22 protein-coding genes and 1 other annotated feature (1 of these 23 cut by a window edge) are annotated in these 23,419 nt (G+C 45.0%); of the genes, 7 read left to right on the top strand and 15 right to left on the bottom strand.

The annotated features are described in order from the left end of the window. The coding region (locus CVV77_RS22105; RefSeq protein WP_131121716.1) for an IS3 family transposase at positions 1–86 on the top strand (86 nt) is incomplete at its 5' end. Between the two features lie 59 nt (positions 87–145). On the opposite strand, the gene opuCD is transcribed toward CVV77_RS22105, so the two are convergent. The 4 genes from opuCD to opuCA are packed head-to-tail and all read right to left on the bottom strand — an operon-like array spanning position 146 to position 3,584. Continuing rightward, positions 146–820, bottom strand: a complete 675-nt coding sequence (opuCD, locus tag CVV77_RS19895) for a glycine betaine/carnitine/choline/choline sulfate ABC transporter permease OpuCD (protein WP_100276314.1) — start codon at positions 818–820, stop codon at positions 146–148. A gap of 17 nt (positions 821–837) precedes the next feature. Then, a complete protein-coding gene (gene opuCC, locus CVV77_RS19900; protein ID WP_088112067.1) occupies positions 838–1,755 on the bottom strand; it encodes an osmoprotectant ABC transporter substrate-binding lipoprotein OpuCC in 918 nt (305 codons plus the stop codon). Between the two features lie 13 nt (positions 1,756–1,768). Next, complete coding sequence (opuCB, locus tag CVV77_RS19905) at positions 1,769–2,422, bottom strand: glycine betaine/carnitine/choline/choline sulfate ABC transporter permease OpuCB (RefSeq protein WP_003235195.1); 654 nt, start codon at positions 2,420–2,422, stop codon at positions 1,769–1,771. 22 nt (positions 2,423–2,444) lie between these two features. Then, positions 2,445–3,584 carry an osmoprotectant ABC transporter ATP-binding protein OpuCA gene (gene opuCA, locus CVV77_RS19910; protein ID WP_100276315.1) on the bottom strand — a complete coding sequence of 380 codons (1,140 nt, stop codon included), beginning with the start codon at positions 3,582–3,584 and terminating at the stop codon, positions 2,445–2,447. Between the two features lie 263 nt (positions 3,585–3,847). On the opposite strand from opuCA, the gene opcR reads away from it, so the two are divergent. From opcR to CVV77_RS19925, 3 genes are all read left to right on the top strand, one after another. Then, positions 3,848–4,405 (top strand): opuC operon transcriptional regulator OpcR, encoded by a 558-nt coding sequence (opcR, locus tag CVV77_RS19915; protein ID WP_003235200.1) that lies wholly within the window; start codon positions 3,848–3,850, stop codon positions 4,403–4,405. A gap of 187 nt (positions 4,406–4,592) precedes the next feature. Then, entirely contained in the window at positions 4,593–5,207 is a 615-nt protein-coding gene (locus tag CVV77_RS19920) for a PH domain-containing protein (protein WP_019259493.1), read from the top strand. Between the two features lie 144 nt (positions 5,208–5,351). After that, the gene (locus tag CVV77_RS19925) at positions 5,352–6,050 is read left to right on the top strand and encodes a zinc ribbon domain-containing protein (RefSeq protein ID WP_084993422.1); all 699 of its coding nucleotides are present in this window, start codon (positions 5,352–5,354) and stop codon (positions 6,048–6,050) included. Between the two features lie 37 nt (positions 6,051–6,087). Here the strand turns inward: CVV77_RS19925 and CVV77_RS19930 are convergent, their stop codons facing one another. After that, a complete protein-coding gene (locus CVV77_RS19930; protein WP_100276316.1) occupies positions 6,088–7,902 on the bottom strand; it encodes a zinc ribbon domain-containing protein in 1,815 nt (604 codons plus the stop codon). A 132-nt stretch (positions 7,903–8,034) separates the two neighbouring features. On the opposite strand from CVV77_RS19930, the gene CVV77_RS19935 reads away from it, so the two are divergent. Then, complete coding sequence (locus CVV77_RS19935; RefSeq protein ID WP_003235206.1) at positions 8,035–8,496, top strand: GNAT family N-acetyltransferase; 462 nt, start codon at positions 8,035–8,037, stop codon at positions 8,494–8,496. Between the two features lie 43 nt (positions 8,497–8,539). On the opposite strand, the gene eno is transcribed toward CVV77_RS19935, so the two are convergent. The 7 genes from eno to araE all read right to left on the bottom strand — a co-directional run bounded on the left by eno (position 8,540) and on the right by araE (position 17,450). Then, positions 8,540–9,832, bottom strand: coding sequence for a phosphopyruvate hydratase (gene eno, locus CVV77_RS19940; RefSeq protein ID WP_003151625.1), 1,293 nt, complete (start codon positions 9,830–9,832; stop codon positions 8,540–8,542). 28 nt (positions 9,833–9,860) lie between these two features. Further along, entirely contained in the window at positions 9,861–11,396 is a 1,536-nt protein-coding gene (gene gpmI / locus CVV77_RS19945) for a 2,3-bisphosphoglycerate-independent phosphoglycerate mutase (protein ID WP_003235212.1), read from the bottom strand. Further along, positions 11,389–12,150, bottom strand: coding sequence for a triose-phosphate isomerase (tpiA, locus tag CVV77_RS19950; protein ID WP_003235214.1), 762 nt, complete (start codon positions 12,148–12,150; stop codon positions 11,389–11,391). The genes gpmI and tpiA overlap by 8 nt, the downstream gene beginning before the upstream one ends. 30 nt (positions 12,151–12,180) lie before the next feature. After that, complete coding sequence (locus tag CVV77_RS19955; protein WP_003235216.1) at positions 12,181–13,365, bottom strand: phosphoglycerate kinase; 1,185 nt, start codon at positions 13,363–13,365, stop codon at positions 12,181–12,183. Positions 13,366–13,680: 315 nt separating this feature from the next. Beyond that, positions 13,681–14,688: a type I glyceraldehyde-3-phosphate dehydrogenase gene (gene gap / locus CVV77_RS19960; RefSeq protein ID WP_003219957.1), complete on the bottom strand. Its 1,008-nt coding sequence runs from the start codon at positions 14,686–14,688 to the stop codon at positions 13,681–13,683. Between the two features lie 46 nt (positions 14,689–14,734). Further along, entirely contained in the window at positions 14,735–15,757 is a 1,023-nt protein-coding gene (gene cggR, locus CVV77_RS19965) for a gapA transcriptional regulator CggR (RefSeq protein WP_088112062.1), read from the bottom strand. Positions 15,758–16,055: 298 nt separating this feature from the next. Continuing rightward, positions 16,056–17,450 (bottom strand): arabinose-proton symporter AraE, encoded by a 1,395-nt coding sequence (gene araE / locus CVV77_RS19970; protein WP_003235220.1) that lies wholly within the window; start codon positions 17,448–17,450, stop codon positions 16,056–16,058. 203 nt (positions 17,451–17,653) lie between these two features. Between araE and araR the strand changes: the two genes are divergently transcribed. Continuing rightward, positions 17,654–18,742 carry an arabinose utilization transcriptional regulator AraR gene (gene araR / locus CVV77_RS19975; protein ID WP_003235221.1) on the top strand — a complete coding sequence of 363 codons (1,089 nt, stop codon included), beginning with the start codon at positions 17,654–17,656 and terminating at the stop codon, positions 18,740–18,742. Positions 18,743–18,791: 49 nt separating this feature from the next. Here araR and CVV77_RS19980 read toward each other — a convergent pair whose 3' ends face one another. Then, a complete protein-coding gene (locus tag CVV77_RS19980; protein WP_100276317.1) occupies positions 18,792–19,802 on the bottom strand; it encodes an LLM class flavin-dependent oxidoreductase in 1,011 nt (336 codons plus the stop codon). 157 nt (positions 19,803–19,959) lie between these two features. After that, positions 19,960–20,838 (bottom strand): LysR family transcriptional regulator, encoded by an 879-nt coding sequence (locus CVV77_RS19990; RefSeq protein ID WP_019259499.1) that lies wholly within the window; start codon positions 20,836–20,838, stop codon positions 19,960–19,962. A gap of 97 nt (positions 20,839–20,935) precedes the next feature. Here CVV77_RS19990 and CVV77_RS19995 point away from each other — a divergent pair, with 97 nt between their 5' ends. Further along, positions 20,936–21,853: a DMT family transporter gene (locus tag CVV77_RS19995; RefSeq protein ID WP_003235227.1), complete on the top strand. Its 918-nt coding sequence runs from the start codon at positions 20,936–20,938 to the stop codon at positions 21,851–21,853. 39 nt (positions 21,854–21,892) lie between these two features. Here the strand turns inward: CVV77_RS19995 and CVV77_RS20000 are convergent, their stop codons facing one another. Next, positions 21,893–23,236, bottom strand: a complete 1,344-nt coding sequence (locus tag CVV77_RS20000) for an amino acid permease (RefSeq protein ID WP_084993434.1) — start codon at positions 23,234–23,236, stop codon at positions 21,893–21,895. A 63-nt stretch (positions 23,237–23,299) separates the two neighbouring features. Further along, positions 23,300–23,419 (bottom strand) — a binding site (T-box leader) (it continues 116 nt past the right edge of the window).

Here is a 23,419-nt window from a genome sequence, read left to right on the forward strand (position 1 = left end):
AATACATTCATTATTATAACAATATTCGTATTCAAACGAAACTAAACAACCAATCACCGATAAACTATCGGCAATTGGCTGTTTAAAAGGTGTTTTGATCCCTGTCTCAAAAACGGGGGTCAGTCCCATTCACAAGGCGTTTTTCTTATGCGGCGCCGGCCAGATTTTTCTTCTTTTTCTTTTTAATCGGGCTTAACGTGCGTTCAAGCCAGCCCATCACCAAATCGGCTATCACCGCCATCAGAGCCGTGGGGATTGCACCCGCTAATATAATCGCGGTTCCGTTTGTTGCGTTTGATCCCCTGACGATGATATCTCCGAGACCACCTGCACCGACAAATGTCCCGATTGCCGTAATCCCGATGGCGATGACAAGCGCGGTGCGGAGGCCGGCCATAATGACAGAAAGCGCAAGCGGAAGCTCGACCATCCGAAGGACTTGAAATTTTGTCATTCCCATCGCTTTTCCGGATTCAAGATAAGCGTGTTCAATGCTGATAATGCCTGTATACGTATTTCTGATAATCGGCAGAAGAGAATACAGAAATAATGACAATATCACCGTATTAGCGCCCAGCCCCATGACAAGCATCAGCACGGCGAGCATGGCGAGAGCCGGGATGGTCTGAATGACGTTCGTCACCGCAAAAATCCATCCGCTTAATGTTCTGTACCTGGCTATCAGGATGCCGAGCGGAATCCCAACAATGGCGGCAAACAAAACGCCGTACACCGACATCAGAAAATGGCGGTAAAACTCCTGCAGTACGTAACCGCCGTTTTGCGAATAGTAAGTGCCTAGCTGCTGTAGTACTTCCATATAATCTGCCTCTTTTCTTAATCAAAATAATGATGTTTCTCTAAAAATTCCTTCGCTACGACAGACGGCTCCTTCAGCTTGCCATCCACCTCATAGTTAAGCTCCTGCATCGTTTCCGTATCGATTTGCCCAATCAGCTTATTTATAACGCCTTCAAGCTCAGGATGCTCCTTAAGCACCTTTTCCGGAATCACCGGTGAACAGTCATACGGCGGGAAAAAACGCTTGTCGTCTTTTAAGATTTTCAGATCATAGGCTTTAATCCGTCCATCCGTTGAATAAGCCAATACGGCGTCCATTTTTCCGTTTTTGACTGCGTCATAGACAAGCCCGATCTGCATCGGATAGGTTGTGCCGAACTCAAATCCGTACGTGCTGACAAAGCCTTTATACCCGTCGCCTTTCCGTTTCAGCCAGGCATTGTCGACGCCCAGTTTATATTGGGAAGCGTTTTTCTTCAGGTCAGACACGGTGTTGATATGCTCCTTTTCCGCAAACTTTTTTGTCACGGTAAAGGCATATGTGTTATCAAATCCGTAGGAATCAAACCATTTATAAGCAAAGCGCTTTTCAAATTCATTCTGCACAATCTTCAGCGCTTTTTTCGGATCTTTCTCCGCTTCCTTGCCGAGGGTGCTTGTTAAATCCGTTCCGGAATAGCGCGTGGCAGAAATATCAATGTCACCGCCGAGCATCGCTTGGTGCTGCACATAGTTTGACCCGAGGTTTTTGACTAAAGCGGTATTCAAATCTGTATCATGTTCAATAAGCTGCGCGATCATGTTCGCTAAAATTTCTGATTCTGTCATGCTTTGCGCCCCGATTTTGATCGTATCGTCTGAAGCGCCGCCGAGCCCCGGCAGAGAACAGCCGCTCAGCAGCAGGACAAAGGCGAGAGCGAGCGCGCCGAGCCATTTGATTTTTTTTGTTTTCAACAGAGCCAACTCCTTACGAAACTTCCTTCATCCCTTGCAATCCTTTCGGCGTCACCTTTCGTTCTGTCACGGCCAGCACATAATCAATAATAATCGCCAGGATCGTGACCGGTACGGCGCCGCCAATAATATATTCAGGCTGATACAGGTTCAAGCCGATAAAAATGTAATCACCGAGACCGCCGCCCCCGATAAACGAGGCAAGTGTCGCCCAGCCGATTAAATAGATCGTTGACGTGCGGATTCCCGCCATAATGATCGGAATCGCCAGCGGGATTTCGACGAGCCGAATCTGCTCCCAGCCGGTCATACCGATCCCTTTTCCCGATTCCAGCAGATTTTTGTTGACACCTTTGATGCCGGTATACGTATTGCGCAGGATCGGCAGCACCGAATAGAAAAATAAAGCGACAATTGCAGGCACTTTTCCTACGCCGAGAAGCGGAATAAAAAAGGCTAAAATCGCCAGACTCGGCAGGGTTTGCACAATGTTGACCACGCCTATAACCGTGCCTGCGCCTTTTTTCATTCTAGTGAGAGCAACACCGAGCGGCACCGCGACGATAATGCCCAATACAACGGCTATGAGTGAAATATATAAATGCTCTCCTGTTTTATACAACAGCTCTCCGCCGTTCGTTTGCAAAAAAGTCATCATTTGATTCATCTTAATAGAGCTCCTCCCCTGGTCAGATCGTCATGAGCTGGTCTTCCTCGCCCCAGATGGAATCGTATACGATATCAACAAGGCTTGCTCTCGTCACAATTCCTGCTAAATGGTTCTCCTCATCCACCACAGGAACATACTTGATGCCCTGCTTCAAGATTTTTCGGACCGTATCGCGAAGAAGCGCCCCTTTTTGCACGGTATATATATCGGAGCGGTATACATCGCCAACGACGCTCGCTTTTTTGCGGTTTTGATCGATCATTTCCACATCAACATAGCCCTTCAGCACATTTTGCCGGTCTACAACGAGCAGTGAATCGACACGTTTTTCTCTCATTAGCTGGATCGCCTGGGAAAGCGTTTTGTCCGCTGACACCGTCACTGGCGTTCTGTTCATCATTTGCTCAACCCGCTCGATATCCGGCCTTGACTGGATCAGGCGTTCTTTCCCGATAAATTCTTCAACAAATTCATTTGCCGGGTTCCGGAGAATCTCATCAGGTGTGCCGACTTGAATGATTTCTCCCGCTTTTAAAATCACGATCCGGTCAGCAAGCTTAATCGCTTCATCCATATCGTGGGTTACAAACACAATCGTTTTGTTTAAGGTTCTCTGCAGTTTTTTGAATTCTTCCTGAAGGGAATCACGCGTAATCGGATCAAGCGCTCCGAACGGTTCATCCATCAAAATGAGTGGGGGTTCCGCAGCCAGTGCGCGCAGCACACCGATTCTTTGCTGCTGTCCGCCGCTGAGCTCATGGGGATAACGGTCTAAATATTCCGGGCCCATATCGACTAGCTTTAACAGCTCTCTCGCCCGTTCTTTCCGTTTTTCTTCAGGCCATTTCAGCAGCTTCGGTACAAGTGAGATGTTCTGCTGGATGGTCATATGGGGGAACAAACCAATCTGCTGAATCACATAACCGATTTTTCTCCTCAGTTCAACCGGATCCTGTTCCATAATATTTTCTCCGTCAATAAAGATCTTTCCTGACGATGGTTCAATCAATCTATTAATCATTTTCATCGTCGTCGTTTTTCCGCAGCCGCTCGGGCCGATAAAACAGATAAATTCGCCCTTGGCAATATCTAAATCAATGCTGTTCACAGCTTTTTTGCCGCCTTTATATACTTTTGATACTCGTTCCAATTTCAGCAATCCGTGCACCTCCGCAAGTTTCCTTTAAATTTTCTGAAAAGTATAATCTTTATTATAGTTTGAACTTTGTGAAATAAAAAGTTTACAATGTGTTGAAATTATATGTTATTTACAGATTATTTATTGTTATGACCAAGACGGAGAGGGTGTTCTTACAATTACGCCGGATCCCTCCCTCTTCCTCTGTATTCAGCTATTTTCAACAACTGACAGAAATATGTTATATTGACACCATCAATTGCCATTTGAAGGGATGATCAGCTGTGGAAAAAACTGCTCTCGACATCATTGAACATGCTGAAGAGCATCTCATTGAGAAGATTGCCGAAAATATGCATACGTTTGGAATGCCTTCAACTGTCGGGCGTGTGCTTGGAATTATCTATATGAATCGAAAACCGATGACCTTAAGCGAGCTGTCAGAGGCAACAGGGATGAGCAAAACACGGATGAGCCAAGTTGTCCGCGAAATGATCGACGCCAATATTGCCGAAAAGGTGTTTGAAAAAGGCGTACGAAAAGACCTATATGACGTCGAGCAGGATTATTATCAAACCTTCATTTCTTTATTTGCGGCGAACTGGACAAAGGTCGTAAGCAAAAACAAAGTGCTGTATAAAAAATTAAACCGAGAGCTGACTGATCTTTTACAAAGGGACGGGCTAACGCCGGAAGCGGAAGAGAAAGTCAATCAGCTGCTGAATGAATTAAGAGAATGGCTCCATTACTATGACTGGCTGAACAGATTGATTGAATTTTTTGAGAGTGAGGAAGTCTTTCAATACGTGCCTAGAACGAAAGAAAGCAGTTCCCTGAAGTAAGGGAACTGCTTTCTTTTGTTAATAAAATTTTAAAATTCGGTTTTAGGATTTTATCAGTGTCTGCATAGGAAAAAAGAAATATTCTCCACCCTTGTAGCCGAAGGCGATTTCTTGATAAATGTTTATAGCCTGTCAGAAACGCTCCATGCTACAATGGTGACAAATGGAATAGGAAGGACGTATACAGATGTTCAAAAAAATTGCAGCAGATGCACTGGGCTTATCTGATATCGGAAAAATTATCGAACCTCAGGATTATGACAAAACAGATTCTGATGACTATGTCATGCATGAAGACAATGAAAAAATTTATTTCTTGATTAAAACGAAAGCAGACGAATACTGCTTTACGAATCTGGCTCTGATCCATGTAGACGGCGCACGGGCCACTTCCTCAAAACGAACGTTGAAACGCTATCCTTATTCGCAATATAAAATCTCTGATGTTTTTCTGGAAACTGCCGGAAAAGTCGATTTGGATGTTGAGATTAAGTTCAAGCTGGGCGGTGAACAATTCGACATCGATGTGCACAAAGACCAAATTGAAAAGTTAAAAGACCTTTATAAAGCACTGCTTCGCATCGCTGAAACAACCTATGAAAATGATATTTTAATTAATCAAGCGGAACAAAGCTTGGATAAAGCCGTGACGATTCTTCACCATACCCGCCCCGAGCACGTCAATATTGAAACGCAATATAAAGAGCTGACTGAATTCGGATTCACATGGCTGACATCCGTTCGCTCGCAGTATCATATTAAGGATTTTGGAGATGTATTTGAGAAATATATGAATAACTAGCATAAAAAAAGACACAGCTGATATTGGGGCCGTGTCTTTTTTGTGTGGTATTTTTGTATGAATATTGGTTACTTTACAACTTTTTTCTTTTATAATAAAACTATTAGTCTATTTTCCCTATATTACAGATAAAGGAGTTATTTTATGTATTGTCCTCAATGCGGCCATCAAACAGATGGCGGAAAGTTTTGTGAGAAATGCGGATCGCCGCTCCCTGGTCAATCAGGCCAGCAGCAGGCAGTTCAAACTGGAGCCGCTGCAAAACAAGCGGCAAAGCAGTTCGGTTCTTTTGTCTTGGCCGTCCTGAAACGCCCTTATCAGGAATGTAAAACAACAGGCGGAGAACAGCTGATCAGCGCGGTTATTACGATGGTTCTATTCAGTTTGCTGACCCCTTTGATGTTTTATACTCTTTTTTCAGACGGTCCCGGAAGCGTAAGCTTTACAGCAGTCTTTTTAGAGCCAACCATTTACTTTGCCCTGTTTATTTTCGGTTTGCATGCATTGATCTTTTTCGCTTTGAAAATCGCGGGAAACCAAGTATCTTTTAAAGATTCATTTTCCAGATTTGGTGCGTTTCTCATTCCGTTTACAGCTATTTTGATTCTTGCCCTTTTATTATTTTTATTACAAACAGACATTTGCTTCACCGTGTTAGCCGTTGGTTTAATCGGTGCATTCTTTGCCATTCCTCCTGCAATGCTGAGCAGTTACCAGCATTCATATAAAGGAAAGGTTGATATGATTTACTCAACGATTGTGATTTATCTGATCACCTGCGTTACATTTCAGCTTATTATCGAACACTATATTAAAGAGATTTTCCGTTATATGTTCTTTTAAAAACAACCCCCATCACCTGCTGGTGATAGGGGTGTTTTTATTGAATAGACGTTAAGTAAATTCTTCCGTCCTTCACTGTACCGGTATAGGTCCAATTATATGTTCTAAGCTTTGGACTGCCGCCTGATTTTGTGATATAGAATTCTTCATACGTCTTAATCGTAATCGCTGATCCATTTTGACTCCAGCTTTTCACTTTATAGTTATTAAAATCTTCTGTTGTCCCCTCTTTATTTAATTTTGTTACGAGATGCTGCTGGTCGGAATAAAGGGAACTGCCTTTTTCAAGGCTGTCTGCCATCAGTGAGAAATTATTTTGATTGACGGCATCTGCCTGACTTTGCAGATAACTGCCCATAAATAATGTCACTTGTTCATCTGTAACATCACCGCTTGCAGAGCTTTCACTGTTTTTGTTTTTCGAGCCCGCCCAGGCGGATGTGTATGTCTCTGGTTTATCATTTTTGATTTTCTTTACATTTGTTCCGGCAGATTCGAATGTTGATTCTGCATCTTCGAATATCCACTTTTTCTGTTTTTTATCATATGAAAGGAGATATTCATAACTCGGACTGTTATCAGTCATTTCGGACTTTGAATAGTCATTATACGAAGAAGACTGGTGAAGTTCTTTCCCTGTTACCGATACCTGCCACGTCCCGTCATTTTCCTGAGAGAGCGCGAAGGTATCCAGGTCAAAATCAGTTTCTAAGTACTTGTCTTTTAAATATGAATCCGTGTTTTTCATAGAATCGACGGTATCCTTCGTCTCTGCCTTCCATTTGGCACTCGCCTCTGTCATCTGGGCTGTATTCCCGTCTGATAGCGCTTTTGAGTACTGTTTTGTGGCTTTGACAATCGTGTTCATAATCGTTTCCTGTGTATCTTGATCAGGAATTAATGGTAACTCCATATCTTTATGATCAATCGGAACGCCCGCTGTTTTTGTTTTTCCCCACGGAAATTCCGCTTCGACCGCAGCCGTCATTGATCCGTCTGTCAGAAGCGGACCGTAAGTTACGGATTTAAACGGGTCTTTATGAATCGATTTGCCGTTAATCAGCAAATCTCCCTTCCCGCTCTTGATGTCATCTGCTAAGCTGAATGTCACATCGTCTGCTTCCAATGAGAGATCCACACGAAAGCTGTTATCGCCAACCGCCTGAATGTCTTCCTTTTTCACAAGATCGACTACATCGTTTTTCAGTTTGGCTGAGACTGTATATTCTCCGGGTATGTACGGTCCGAGGGTTTGTGCTTGATCCGCTTTCTTTACAGATCCGGCATCCTCTTTATTGACATATAAATCGGTATTTTTATAATTGCTGGTCACTTCAAAATAAACAGGTGCTATCTTTAAGTCATAATGGTCAAATACCAGCAGGCTTTTCCCGTCTTTCTCCGCGTATACGATATCCTTTTGGGCTGTTTCAGCACGCAGCGATGCAAAAAGCTCATCTTTTTTGTCAGGATGATCCTTTAAATATGTAAGAAACGGTTTTACATTATTTTTAGTAAGCTTAAGCTTGTCATTTACCGGCGTAAGGAGAGACGCGATTTGGTCTTTATCCTCATCATTTATAGCCTGTTCAAACTTGTCGACTAACCTATCCTTTGAAGTAAAGTACGCTCCGGTTTTATATGCGGCAAATAATATGACGCACGCTGCGGCAATGCTGCTCCATAAAATGATGGTTTTCTTAGGGATTGGTCTTCGCGGAGCCTGCCTCGTTTCAGCAGTGCTTGCTGTTTCTTTTTGTACCTGTCTGCTGCTCCCACCAATCGGGGTGCCGCATTCTTTACAAAACTTAGCCCCTTCATTATTTTTTTGACCGCATTCCTTACAAAACATGTGACTTTCCTCCTATTTGTTATCCACTATTTTGTACATATTTCCTATGTTACATATTTTATAATAGAATGGTATGAAATTGGAGGAAATCACGAAAATATCTCAATAAACATATGAAAAGGTGGAATGACGATGCAACATCTCACCATTCAAAAAGCAATAAACCATGATCAAGCTCTGTATGAGCTTCTGCTGCTTGCCGATCCTTCAAAAGAGATTGTTGATGAATACATTGCCAGAGGAGAATGCTACACAGCTTATATATCGGGCGAATTAGCTGGTGTATACGTGATCATCACAACTAGACCGCAAACCGCAGAAATCGTTAACATCGCAGTAAAACAAACAATGCAAAAACAGGGCATTGGCAAGCTTCTTATCCGCGACGCCATTGAAAAAGCGAAACACATGGGAGCAAAGGTGATTGAGATTGGCACTGGGAATTCCAGCATCCATCAACTGTCGCTTTATCAAAAATGCGGGTTTCGCCTTCAAGCAATTGACCATGATTTTTTTATCAGACACTACGATGAGGAGATCTTTGAAAACGGCATTCAATGCCGTGATATGGTGAGGCTTTATTTGGATCTCTAAAAGCACAAAAAAGCCGCCGAGACATATCTCGGCGGTCATTTTATTACTTGTTTAAGTTGTAGAAAGAGTTAATACCGTGGTATTGAGCAGTTTCAGCCAACTGATCTTCGATACGAAGAAGCTGGTTGTATTTCGCAACACGGTCCGTACGAGACGGAGCACCTGTTTTGATTTGTCCTGCGTTTGTTGCCACAGCGATGTCAGCGATTGTGCTGTCTTCAGTTTCACCAGAACGGTGAGAGATAACAGCAGTGTAGCCTGCGCGTTTCGCCATTTCGATCGCATCGAATGTTTCAGTCAATGTACCGATTTGGTTTACTTTGATCAGGATAGAGTTACCTACGCCGTTTTTGATACCTTCAGCAAGTTTTTTCGTGTTTGTAACGAAGAGGTCATCACCAACAAGCTGAACTTTTTTGCCAAGACGCTCAGTAAGAAGCTTATGGCCTTCCCAGTCGTTTTCGTCAAGTCCGTCTTCGATAGAGATGATTGGGTATTTAGAAACCATTTCTTCGTACCAGTCAACCATTTCAGCAGATGTTTTCACAACGCCTTCGCCAGACAGATGGTATTTGCCGTCTTCTTTGTTGTAGAACTCAGAAGATGCAGCATCCATTGCAAGCTTCACTTCTTCGCCAGGTTTGAAGCCGGCTTTTTCGATTGCTTCAACGATTGTTTGAAGCGCTTCTTCGTTAGAACCAAGGTTTGGAGCGAATCCTCCTTCATCACCTACAGCTGTGTTCATTCCTTTAGCAGAAAGAACTGATTTCAGGCTGTGGAAGATTTGAGCGCCCATGCGAAGTGCTTCACGGAAGTTAGGAGCACCTACAGGCATGATCATGAATTCTTGAATATCCACGTTGTTATCAGCATGCTCTCCGCCGTTTACGATGTTCATCATCGGTACAGGAAGCGTTTTTGAGTTGAATCCTCCAAGGTATTGGTAAAGAGGAATCTGTAAGAAATCAGCAGCTGCGCGCGCACAAGCCATAGATACGCCAAGGATTGCGTTCGCACCGAGTTTGCCTTTGTTTTCAGTACCGTCAAGCTCGATTAAAAGCTGATCGATTGCGTTTTGTTCAGTTACATCAAAGCCAAGAAGCTCTGGAGCAATGATTTCGTTTACGTTGTTAACAGCTGTTAACACGCCTTTTCCAAGGTAACGGTCTTTGTCGCCGTCACGAAGCTCAACTGCTTCGTATTCACCTGTAGAAGCTCCGCTTGGCACTAATGCGCGGCCGAAAGCTCCTGTTTCTGTATATACTTCAACTTCAACTGTTGGGTTGCCGCGGGAGTCTAATACTTCGCGTGCATAAACATCAACAATGTATGGCATGAGTTTTGTCTCTCCTTTTGATTTCAACTTATTTTTGAATTAAAGATGTTCCTGTCATTTCTTTCGGTTTTTCAACACCGAGAAGGTCTAATAACGTTGGTGCAAGGTCGCCTAGGATTCCGCCTTCACGCAGCGTGATGCCTTCTTTCGTAACAATCACAGGGACTGGGTTTGTCGTATGCGCAGTGTGCGGTTCGCCTGATTCTGTAATCAGAATGTCAGCATTACCGTGATCAGCGGTAATGATAGCATGCCCGCCTTTAGCGAGAATCGCGTCAACGACTTCGCCTAAGCATTCGTCCACTGCTTCAATTGCTTTAATTGTTGGCTCAACCATTCCGGAGTGGCCGACCATATCAGGGTTTGCGAAGTTAAGAATGATCGCGTCATGCTTGTCAGCTTCAATTTCTTTGACCAACGCGTCCTTCACTTCATACGCACTCATTTCAGGCTTCAAGTCATATGTTGCCACTTTCGGCGAGTTGATGAGAATACGCTCTTCACCCGGGAATTCAGCTTCACGGCCGCCGCTCATAAAGAACGTGACGTGCGGATACTTTTCAGTTTCTGCAATTCGAAGCTGTTTTAATCCGTGCTGAGATAATACTTCTCCGACTGTGTTATCAAGATTTATCGGTTTAAACGCCACATAGCCGTCAACTGATTCACTGAAGTGAGTCAGGCAAACGAAATGAAGGTTCTTCGGATAATTCTCGCCGCGGTCGAAATCGCGGAAGTCTTTGTTTGTGAACGTGTTAGAAATCTGGATGGCGCGGTCCGGTCTGAAATTATAGAAAATCACAGAATCGCCATCTTGGATTTTCGCAACAGGCTCACCGTTTTCTTTTGTGATGACGGATGGAATCACGAATTCATCGTAGATACCATTCGCATATGAATCATCCACAACATCCATTGCGCTGCGGTATGTCGGGCCTTCGCCGTACGCCATTGCGCGGTACGCTTTTTCTACACGGTCCCAGCGTTTGTCGCGGTCCATTGAGTAGTAGCGTCCGGAAACGCTGGCGATTTCTCCAACACCGATTTCCTCAATTTGTTCGTTCAGCTGCTTGATGTATGTTTTCGCTGTTTGCGGACCTACATCACGGCCGTCAAGAAAACCATGAATGTAAACCTTTGTCAGCCCTTCATTTTTCGCAAGCTTTAACAGCGCGAATAAATGGTTGATATGGCTGTGCACGCCGCCGTCTGATAAAAGGCCGAACAGGTGCAGGGCTTTGTTGTTTTCTTTCGCGTTGCTAATCGCGTCAAGGAATGTTTGATTGCGTTCGAACTCCCCTTCACGAATGGCAACATTTACGCGTGTTAAGCTTTGGTACACAATACGTCCCGCACCGATATTTAAGTGACCTACTTCGGAGTTCCCCATCTGTCCGTCAGGAAGACCTACAGCCTCGCCTGAAGCAGTCAATGTTTGATGTGGATACTGGTTCCAATAGCGGTCAAAATTCGGTTTTTTCGCTAAAGCGACTGCGTTTCCTACTGTTTCGTTTCGTAATCCGAACCCATCAAGAATGATGAGTGCAGCTGGTTTTTTACTCATATTGACCTTCCTCCAATAATTGAACGAATGACTGTGGCTCAAGGCTCGCGCCGCCGACCAAAGCACCGTCAATATCGGACTCTGCCATATATTCTTTAATGTTTGCAGGCTTTACGCTTCCGCCATATTGGATGCGAAGCTTGTCTGCAGTTTCTTGGCTGAAGCTTTCAGCGACGGTTTTACGGATATGCGCACACACGTCGTTCGCATCTTTCGCTGTAGAAGATTTGCCTGTTCCGATTGCCCAGATTGGCTCATACGCAATTACAGAAGCAGCAACTTGTTCTTCAGAAAGACCAGCAAGGCCTTTTTTCACTTGGTCAGCAACAAGATCATTTGTTTTGCCGGCTTCGCGCTCTTCAAGCGTTTCACCCACACAGATGATCGGCACGATGCCGTGTTTGAAAGCAGCATGTGCTTTTTTGTTAACTGTTTCATCAGTTTCAGCGAACATTTCACGGCGCTCAGAGTGGCCGATGACGCAGTAGTCAACGCCAAGGTCTTTCAGTGCAACCGGGCTGATTTCGCCTGTGAACGCGCCGCTTTCTTCGAAGTGCATGTTTTGAGCGCCGACTTTTAGGTCAGTGCCTTTAACAGCAGAAGTAAGCTTTTCTAAGAAAAGTGCTGGCGCGCAAACAACAGCTTCCGCTTTGTCTGCTGCTGGAATGGAAGATTTCACTTCTTCAACGAAGCTGACAGCTTCGCCGAGTGTTTTGTTCATTTTCCAGTTACCGGCGATAATTGGTTTTCTCATCTGTTCCACTTCCTTATAGCAGTTTTGAGATTATTTATCGTTAAGTGCAGCTACCCCTGGAAGCTCTTTGCCTTCCATAAACTCAAGGGATGCGCCGCCGCCTGTTGAGATGTGGCTCATTTTGTCAGCAAGGCCGAATTTTTCAACCGCTGCCGCAGAGTCTCCTCCGCCGATGACAGAGTATGTATCTTTCGCCTCTGCCAATGCTTCCGCAACCGCTTTTGTTCCTTGAGCGAACAAGTCGATTTCGAATACGCCCATCGGTCCGTTCCACACGACAAGTTTGCTGTTTTTGATGACGTCAGCATACGTTTCGCGTGTTTTTGTACCAATGTCGATTGCTTCTAAATCACTAGGGATTTCAGAGATCGGCACAATTTTCACGTTTGCATCGTTAGAGAAATCATCTGCAACGAGTACATCTTCAGGCATGTAGAAGTTAACGCCTTTTTCTTTCGCGCGGTCCATAAATGATTTCGCAAGCTCGATTTTATCCTCTTCAAGAAGAGATTTACCGACTTCATGGCCAAGCGCTTTAACGAATGTATAAGCAAGACCTCCGCCGATGATCAGGTTGTCTACTTTATCAAGAAGACTTTCGATCACACCGATTTTGTCTTTTACTTTCGCTCCGCCGATGATCGCTGTGAACGGGCGGTCAGGGTTAGAAACCGCTTTTCCGAGTACGTCAAGCTCTTTTTCCATTAAGAAACCTGCAACTGCTGGCAGATGCTCGGCAATTCCAGCTGTAGATGCGTGAGCACGGTGGGCAGCACCGAATGCGTCATTTACATATACATCTGCAAGCTCAGCAAATGCTTTTGCAAGCTCAGGATCATTTTTCTCTTCACCAGGGTAGAAACGTACGTTTTCCAATACAAGAACGTCTCCGTCCTTCATGTCAGAAATTTGTGCTTTAACAGCATCGCCGTAAGCTTCATCTGCTTTTTTCACTTGTTTGCCAAGCAGTTCGCCGAGACGTGCAGCGACAGGAGTTAAACGAAGCTCCTCAACCACTTCGCCTTTCGGGCGGCCTAAATGGCTCGCAAGAAGGACTTTCGCGCCTTGTTCTGCAAGGTGTTTGATTGTTGGAAGCGCAGCACGGATACGTGTATCGTCTGTTACTTCCCCGTCTTTCATTGGAACGTTAAAGTCAACGCGGCAGAATACAACTTTGCCTTTTACGTCGATGTCTTTGAGAGTTTTCTTATTCATGCCTAGGAGATCCTCCTTCAAAATGGTTTGCATACAGCACGAAAAACGTGAAACCGTCTGGTCAAGCGATAACTCCGCCAGGGCAGATCGCAGTCTTTTTCGGCACAGGGCAGTTCGTCTGAAGCCAGGGCAGCGGCCTTAGGCGAAAGCGCCGGCAAAACTGCTGAAACGCGGTCGTTTCTCTTTCACAGAACGTTTTCTGAAAGCCGGTCTTCATGGAAAAAGGGAAAGGGAGTCCGTCCCCTTCCCTTGTCCGCTTTCATTATAGCGCTTCTATTCAAAAGAACCAAGTCAGGTCCTTTTTTCAGCTATAAATTAAAGACCTTTTTTTGCGATGTAAGCTGCAAGGTCAACAACGCGGTTAGAGTAGCCGCTTTCGTTATCGTACCAAGAAATTACTTTTACCATGCTGCCTTCCATAACCATTGTAGAAAGAGCATCGATTGTAGAAGAGTTTTTGTTTCCGTTGTAGTCGCCAGAAACTAATGGCTCTTCGCTGTAGCCAAGGATTCCTTTAAGATCGCCTTCAGCCGCTTCTTTAAGAGCTGCGTTTACTTCTTCAGCTGTTACTTCTTGGTTCAGTTCAGCAACCAAGTCAACTAGAGAAACGTTTGGAGTTGGAACACGCATTGCTCCACCGTTCAGTTTGCCTTTTAGTTCAGGAAGAACTAGAGAAACTGCTTTAGCAGCACCAGTTGATGTTGGGATGATGTTTTCAGCTGCTGCACGCGCACGACGGTAGTCTTTGTGCGGAAGATCAAGGATTTGCTGATCGTTTGTGTAAGAGTGAACAGTTGTCATCATACCGCGTTTGATGCCGAATTTATCGTTAAGTACTTTTGCAAACGGCGCAAGGCAGTTTGTTGTGCAAGATGCGTTAGAGATAACATCGTGGTTAGCCGCATCGTATTTATCTTCGTTAACACCCATAACGATTGTGATATCTTCTTCGTTAGCAGGAGCAGAGATGATTACTTTTTTCGCGCCAGCTTCTAAGTGTTTCGCAGCGTCTGCGCGTTTTGTGAAGAAACCAGTAGATTCAACCACGATTTCAACGCCTTGTTTGCCCCAGCTAAGTTTAGCAGGATCGCGTTCTGCAGAAACTTCAATTGTTTTGCCGTTAACAACAAGGTTGTTACCGTCAACTGAAACTTCAGCGTCTAATTTTCCGTGTACAGAATCATATTGTAAAAGGTGAGCCAGCATGTTAGCATCTGTTAAATCGTTAACCGCTACTACCTCAACTTCAGGATTGTTTAATGCTGCGCGGAATACGTTACGTCCAATACGACCAAAACCGTTAATACCGACTTTTACTGCCATGATTGTTTCCTCCTTTAAATAAGTGAGAGATATTTATATTGAGGGATTATTCATCCCTTAATAACTTCTTTGCGGCTCCTTCGTCTGTGACGAGAACCGTGTTGCGGGGCTTTTTAAAGTAAGCCTCGATCGCCTCGGCTTTTGATGATCCGCCCGCTACCGCAATAATATCGGGGATGGCGTCTATGTCATCCAGCTGCATTCCGACAGAATGCACTTTGTGGACCACTTCGCCGTCCGCGTTAAAATAGTAGCCGAACGCTTCTGTCACCGCGTCGTTGTCATCTATTTTCTTTAAGTCTTCTAAAGGCGTGTTTCTCCGCTCAGCCATAGTTTTAGCTTCGCCGATTCCGTGAACCAGCATACTCGCTGATTTAATGGTGTTCAGCACCTCTTTGACTGAAGGCTCTTCAATAATAGATGAATAGGCGCCTTGTGACAGCTGTCCCGGAACAAACAAAAGCCGGTAAGTGCCTGAAGCCTTCTCCGCCATATGCGCGCATATGGTGTTCGCCTGGTTTTTCACGTCTTCGCCTAAACCGCCTCTTGCGGGCACAAACAAAAGCTCGCGGTTTTTAGAATCCGGCGTCATCATTTCGGCGACAGCTTCAATTGTCGTACCGCCAGTTACAGCGACGATATTTTTGCCTGAAAATCTTTTTTTCATACATGCGACAGCCGCTCTTCCCATTTCTTTTTTGACCCATGGGGATTGATCGCTGTCTCCGGATACGATAATGGCATCCTTTAGATTTAATCGTTCTTTTAATGTCTTTTCCAAAAGCGTCAAACCTAAAACATCTTTCATCGTATCTTCCAGAACGGAAAGCAGTTCATAGCCCTCTTCTGTCAATGTCATGCCGTTTGTTTTAATATCGACTAGGTTCTGTTCCTTTAAAAACTGAACCTCGCCCCTCAGCACACGCTCGCTGATTCCGAGACTGGCAGACAGGCTTCTTCGCCCGATGGGTTCTGTCAGCCTGATATACTGCAAGATTTCAAACCTCTTTTGCATAACGACCAGAAGATCAGGCAATAATTTTTTTTGAGCTTGTATTAACTGGTTCATGACTCAAACGTTCCTTCCTTTTTTTGCTGGACATTATGTGTCCCGCTATGACAAAAAACGTCCCATCATAGCCAAAAAAAATTATTTCTGCTTTCTTTAATTATTTTAACAGGGTGGAATTGTTTATTCAACTGTTAAGAGCCAATTCATCGACAATATTCGCAGAGTTTTCATGCCGCGGGGTTTTATCCAGCAATATTTTTTCCTTTATATCTTTATCTTATACAGAAAACGCCAAAAGGTGCATCCTAACATAAACAGCCCTTCCAATAGAAAGGGCCGCCCTTTTAAAGCGTTTTCATTTTATCCAGAGCTTTTCAATCTCTTCGAGCGATTTGTTCTTTGTTTCCGGGCAGATCGTAACGACAAACAGGAAGCAAAGGATATTAATCACCGCAAAGATCCAGAATGTATAGGCGAGCCCGAATGAGTCGATCATCATTGGCACAAACTGTCCGATCGCCCAGTTTGCTCCCCATAAGAAGATGGTCGCAATCCCTGCGGCTCTCGCCCGAAGATGATTCGGGAAGATCTCAGAAATCATAATCCATGTGATCGGCCCTACAGATACACAAAATGCCGCCACAAAACCTAAAATAAAGAAGATCAGCATAAATCCGCTTGTTAACTGAAAGTAGAACGACGTTCCGATTAAGATCATAAAAATAGCCATAAAAGCAGAACCGATGGACATCAATTTTTTTCGTCCGACTTTATCAATCAGCAAAACCGCAATAACTGTAAAAATGACTTCTACAACACCGACGATACAGGTTGTCACAAATCCGGCATTTTGACCGAACCCCATCATTTTGAAAATTTCCGGCCCGTAGTAAGTAATCGCGTTCATGCCGATGACTTGGTTAAAGAGCGCCAGCAGGATTCCAATGACAAGCGCCTTTCTGAGACCTGGCTTGAACAACTGAGAGAGCGACCCCATTTGTTCTATTTTTAAAGAGTTCTCTATGTTCTTTAATTCTTCTTTTGCGACAGTTTCTCCATTAATACGTGTCAGTATCTTTAAAGCTTCATTTGTTTTGCCCGCTTTCGCCAGCCATCTCGGACTTTCCGGAACGACGAGCAATACGAGGAAAAAGATCACGGACGGCACCATTCCATAAGCAAGCATCCATCTCCAGCCGGTGTGAACGCCCCATTCGTATGTTCCAGACCGCTGCACAGCGAGATTAATAAAGTACGTTGCGGATATGCCCAATATCGTAAAGAGCTGATATAAGGAAGAAAGGCTTCCCCGGATGGCTGGCGGCGCCGCTTCCGTAATATACGTAACAGAGAGTGATGAGCCCATCCCAATCCCAAGGCCCCCGATAATCCTTGCAATGATTAAGGTAGACACATCTTGAGAAAGCGCCGAAACAATTGCTGATATCGCAAATAACAAAGCGGCTGTCATTAAAATTTTTCTCCGTCCGAACCTGTCGCTTAAAAATCCGGATATCCCGACGCCCGCCACTCCTCCAATCATAATGCTGGAAATCACAAGACCTTCCATAAACGGACTCAGGCTGTATAAATCTTTCAGAAAACCGATGGCGCCTGAAATCACTGCCGTGTCATAGCCGTACAATAAGCCGCCAAGTCCCGCCGCGCATGAGATCAAAATGACAAATCCCATTGAATGGCTTCTTGTTACAGGAGCATTTGGTTCTAATTGAGTTGGAGTATTCTTCATTTCCCTGCCCTCCCGAATGTTGAGTAAAGCGTTTACATTTACCTCTGTAATTGTACGTACTTATATTAAAATTTAACGAAAATTTCTTTTAATTAGTACGTACAAATACAGAATAATCTTGTTTGCATTTTCTGTCAATGTTTTCTTACAAAGAACGCTGTGATATACTGAAATTTGTCCGTATACATTTTGGAGGAATAGATATGTTACCAAAATACGCTCAAGTAAAAGAAGAAATCAGTTCATGGATTAATCAAGGCAAAATACTGCCTGATCAAAAGATCCCTACCGAAAACGAGTTAATGCAGCAATTCGGCGTCAGCCGGCATACCATTCGCAAAGCGATCGGAGACCTCGTATCACAAGGTCTGCTGTACAGCGTGCAAGGCGGGGGAACCTTTGTCGCTTCACGCTCTGCTAAGTCAGCGCTGCATTCCAATAAAACGATTGGTGTTCTGACAACCTACATATCAGACTATATTTTCCCGAGCATCATCAGAGGAATCGAGTCCTATTTAAGCGAGCAGGGATATTCCATGCTGCTGACCAGCACAAACAACAACCCGGACAATGAAAGAAGAGGGTTAGAGAACCTGCTGTCCCAGAATATCGACGGACTCATCGTGGAGCCGACAAAAAGCGCCCTGCAAACTCCGAATATCGGCTACTATTTAAATTTGGAGAAAAACGGCATTCCTTTCGCGATGATTAACGCTTCATACGCTGAGCTTGCCGCTCCGAGTTTTACCTTGGATGATGTGAAAGGCGGCATGATGGCGGCAGAGCATCTTCTTTCTCTCGGCCACACGCACATGATGGGCATTTTTAAAGCTGATGATACACAAGGTGTGAAGCGGATGAACGGGTTTATTCAGGCGCACCGGGATCGTGAGCTATTCCCTTCTCCGGATATGATTGTGACATTTACGACGGAGGAAAAAGAATCAAAGCTGCTGGAGAAAGTGAAGGCCACACTGGAGAAAAACAGCAAGCATATGCCGACAGCCATTCTTTGTTATAACGATGAAATTGCGCTGAAGGTGATTGATATGCTGCGGGAGATGGATATCAAAGTGCCAGAGGATATGTCTATCGTCGGGTATGATGATTCGCATTTTGCGCAAATCTCCGAGGTGAAATTAACCTCTGTGAAGCATCCGAAATCCGTGCTCGGAAAAGCAGCTGCCAAATATGTCATTGACTGCTTAGAGCATAAAAAGCCGAAGCAGGAGGATGTCATTTTTGAGCCTGAATTGATCATCCGCCAGTCAGCCAGAAAACTGAATGAATAAAAAAAGCAATGTATGGGTCTCCCCGCTACATTGCTTTTTTTTATAGCTGTTATCTGTTTTTCCAAACGTCTGCGATGATTTCAAACGAACGCATTCTATCTGTATGTTCAAAGGTTTCTGAGTTGACCATAATTTCATCAGCCTGTGTCGTTTTGACAAAGTCTTCGAGCTTCGCCTTCACTTCTTCCGGACCGCCGACAATCGTCGAGCTCAGCTGCTCATTGACCATCGCTTTTTCATACGGGCTCCAGATTTGATCCATATCCTCAACAGGCGGCTTAAGCTGGTTCGGTGTGCCGCGGACAAGATCAAGAAATCTTTGATAATGCGAAGTCGCAAGATGCTGCGCTTTCTCGTTTGTATCTGCCGCGATAATGGTTACGCCGACCATCGCATACGGTTCGTCGAGCACGTCTGACGGCGTAAAGGAATTGCGGTACAGCTCCAAAGCGGGAACCGTATTCGCCGGTGAAAAATGAGCGGCGAATGCAAAGGGAAGACCTAGTTCGCCTGCCAGACGGGCGCTGAAGCCGCTTGAGCCCAGCAGCCAAATTGGCACATCTATGCCCTCTCCCGGAATGGCACGGACTTGATTGCGCACATTTCCAGACGGTTTAAAGTAATTGCGCAGTTCCTCTAATTGTTCCGGGAAATCTTCACCGCTGTTGATGTTTCTGCGGAGCGCTCTTGCTGTCAATTGGTCCGTTCCCGGAGCACGCCCGAGCCCCAGATCAATCCGTCCGGGATACAGCGTTTCCAGTGTGCCGAATTGCTCGGCAATCACTAGTGAAGAATGGTTCGGAAGCATAATACCGCCGGAACCGACGCGGATTTTCTTTGTGCCGCCGGCAATATGGCCAATCAGAACCGATGTGGCAGAGCTTGCGACACCTTCTATATTATGATGCTCAGCGAGCCAGTAGCGATGATAGCCCCATTCCTCAGCACAGCGCGCCAAGTCCATGCTGTTTCGGAATGATTCCGCAACCGTTCCTCCCTGAACAACCGGAGATAAATTCAAGACAGAAAGCAAGGTATCTTTGCGTTGTTGAGTAGACATGTTTTTCTCCTTTGCAATTGTGATATCAGTAAACAGCCTCAAGCTGTCAAGTCATGATCGAAAGGACTTCTATCACACCATAACACAACTGCAATCAGGAATAAAAGAATTTGATTCGATGAAATTCGAACAATATAAAACGAACGTTTTGGCACCGTTATTTTGTCCCAAACAGTTCCTGCGCCATATCAATAAATAGTTTAGCCGCCAGAGAAGCCTCCTTTAGCGACGGAACAGCAAGCTGCACATCACGGTATACCGGCGGGTCCAGATCCCGCGTCACCACATGCTCCGGCAGCGGCATGCCCGACATGGACATTTCTGATAAGATCGCCAGGCCCAGTCCTTCTCTGATCATACTGATCGAGGTGTTAATGTTATAGACTGTAAAAGCGGCGTGCAGTGTAGCGCCCGCCTGCCTGAACATATCGATAAAAGGTGATTCATAGCCCCCGTCACAGACGATCATCGGTTCGTGATCTAGATCTTTCAGCGTAATGGCCGAACGGCTGCAAAGCGGGTGATCGTCCCTGAGAACGACGGACATTTTGTCTTTTTTCAGCGGAATGTACTCGATTTCCTCCGTTGGATACAGAAGAATCCCGACATCTATCATCCGCGTGTGAAGCCACTCCTTGACTTCATCTACCGTTCCTTCGTGCAGCACAAGCTCCAGTTTCGGATATTTTTGTTTAAACTCACTGATCAGCTTCGGCATAAAATAAGCCGAGGCTGTTGAGAATGTGCCGATATGGATCGTTCCCAGTTCAAGCCCTTTTTCCGCGGCTGCAACTTGCTCAACTTTTTCAATGCCTTTTAAGACTTCCCTGATGTGGACTAAGATCTTTTTCCCCGTATCGGTCAGCATCAGGCCATTGCGGCGGTCACGAATGATCAGCTTCACATCAAGCTCAGCCTCGATCGCAGAAATCGCATGGCTGACAGCCGGCTGTGTCATGTTCAGCGCCTGCCCCGCTTTTGTAAAGCTCCCCGTTTCAGCTATTTTTACAAAAACCCTTAATTGTGTAATGGTCATAACAATTTACTTATGCTCCTTATAAAAAAGATTCATTTTATTTATCTTATATTCTACAGTATCATAATGGAAAAGTTCTACAAGGAGTGATTGAAAAGTGAAACAGCTTTCAAAAACGCAGACAGCTATCCTTCTCGCCTTTCTCGTCATCACGTGGGGCATCAATTGGCCGCTGTCGAAAGCAGCGCTCGCCTATTCGCCGCCATTATTGTTCGCGGGCATCCGGACGCTGATCGGTGGGCTTTTATTAGTTATTGTCGCATTGCCGCGTATTCATAAATTACGCTTAAAAGAAACGTGGCCGATTTATCTTGTTTCTGCACTTTTAAATATTACGTTATTCTACGGCCTGCAAACGATCGGGCTGAATTACCTCCCGGCGGGCCTGTTTTCCGCGATCGTCTTCTTTCAGCCGGTGCTGATGGGCGTGTTTTCTTGGCTGTGGCTCGGCGAATCCATGTTTGCGCTGAAAGTGATCGGGCTTATCCTTGGTTTTGCGGGAGTAGCTGTCATCAGTGCCGCAGGCTTTGGCGGGCATATTTCTGTCATTGGGGTTCTGCTGGCTCTCGGCTCCGCACTCAGCTGGGCGCTCGGGACAATATATATGAAAAAAACAGGCAGCCGCGTCGATTCCATCTGGATGGTCGCTTTGCAGCTGACGATCGGAAGCGTGTTTCTGCTTATATCCGGCTTTTGGACAGAAAGCTTTTCTGCGATCCAATGGACAGTTCCGTTTATTACGAGCTTGTTGTTCATCTCTGTCTTCGTTATCGCGCTTGGATGGCTTGTCTTTTTTACACTTGTCGGTTCAGGGGAAGCAAGCAAGGTCGCATCCTATACCTTTTTGATTCCGCTCATTTCGATTGTGGCCAGCTCCATTTTCCTTCATGAACCGCTTACCTTAAGCCTATTGGCGGGTCTGCTGCTGATTGTGACGAGCATCTGCCTCGTAAATTCAAAATCAAAAGCACAGAAAGCGGCGGCGATTGGTGTAAATGAGAAGGCTGCACAATAATAAAAAAACCTCTTGTCGTTGTGACAAGAGGTTTCTCATTTACTGATGTTTGCGTCCATTGATCCAATAAAAAATTGTAATCAAAAGATAAATCGCGGCAGTGATGAGGGTAATGACAATTGACGTTGTCATGATGACCCCGATCAGAATGGCGAGTAACGCCAAAACCGCAAACCATGTCGTGTACGGGAACCATTTTACATAATAGGCCGGTGTTTCTGTTTGCTCTTTTCTCGATTTCAAATGAGCAAATCCGATGATCAGCCAAATGAATAAAACGGTATACCCTAAGGATCCCATTAAGTAATTAAACGTTTGGCTTCCTGCGAACAGAGAAATCAATACGCCAATATAGAGAGAGGAAGTGCACATTAGAATCGCAAACATCGGTACATTTTTCGATGAAAGCTTCGAAAAGATCTTCGGAAGCCTTCCGTCAGTAGCCTGTGTATATAAAATGCGTGATGATCCGTATAAACCTGAATTCATAGAAGAAATGATCGCCAGCAGGATGACTGCGTTCATGATATGATCCGCGCCCGGAATGCCTACCATTTTAAAGACCATGACGAAAGGACTTTCTGGAACGGAATTGACTTGATTCCATGGAATCAGGCTGACGATGATGAAAAACGGCAGCAGGTAGAACGCGACAATCCGTGTCAATGTGCTGCGGACTGCTTTCGGGACAACCTTTTCAGGATTCTTTGTCTCAGCAAGCGTCACACCGATAATTTCTGTACCGCCGTAGGAGTAGATCACGACAAGCATCGCCGTAATCAGCCCTGTCCCGCCGTGCGGGAAAAATCCGCCGTGCTCTGTCAGGTTTGAAAACCCGGCAGCTGTATGATCACCGAATGATACAAATAAGAGCAGCAATCCTAATATAATAAAGACAATAATAACGGTAATCTTGATCATTGCCAGCCAATATTCGGTTTCAGCAAAGATTTTAACAGAAAGCAAGTTCACAATCGTGACGACAAGCGAGATCCCTAATGCCAGCACCCAGATCGGGCAGCCCGGCAGCCAATATTGAATAAAGATCGCAGCGACAACAGCTTCAGCCGCAATGTTAAGCACCCACATTTTCCAGTATATCCAATCCAAGAAATAAGCAGCATAATTTCCTAATACCTGCTGGACAAGATCCCGGAAGGTTCTGGCGTTTCGGTTGCGCACAGCCATTTCCGCGAGCCCCTGCATAATAAACAGCAAAATAATTCCGCCGAGCAGGTATGCGATAATGACAGATGGACCTGCCACATCGATCGCTGAGCTGCTCCCTTTAAATAAACCTGCGCCGATTGCTCCGCCCAGCGCCATCATCATAATATGGCGGGACGTCATCGTGCGTTTTAACGTCTGATTGTCCTTTTTCATCCTCTTGTACCTCTCCTTCTGGTTTTCAAAAACAAAAAAGCCCGCCGTCTCCTATCTAATAGATAAAGAGACGACGAGCCTTTGGCTGACCGCGGTACCACTCTTGTTGATTCTTCATGAAGAATCCAGCTTTTGACCTGTAACGAAGGTTAGCCGTTAAAACATAGGGAATATTCAATCTAT

The organism is Bacillus sp. SN1 (assembly GCF_002796895.1).
Classification (GTDB): Bacteria; Bacillota; Bacilli; order Bacillales; family Bacillaceae; genus Bacillus; species Bacillus inaquosorum.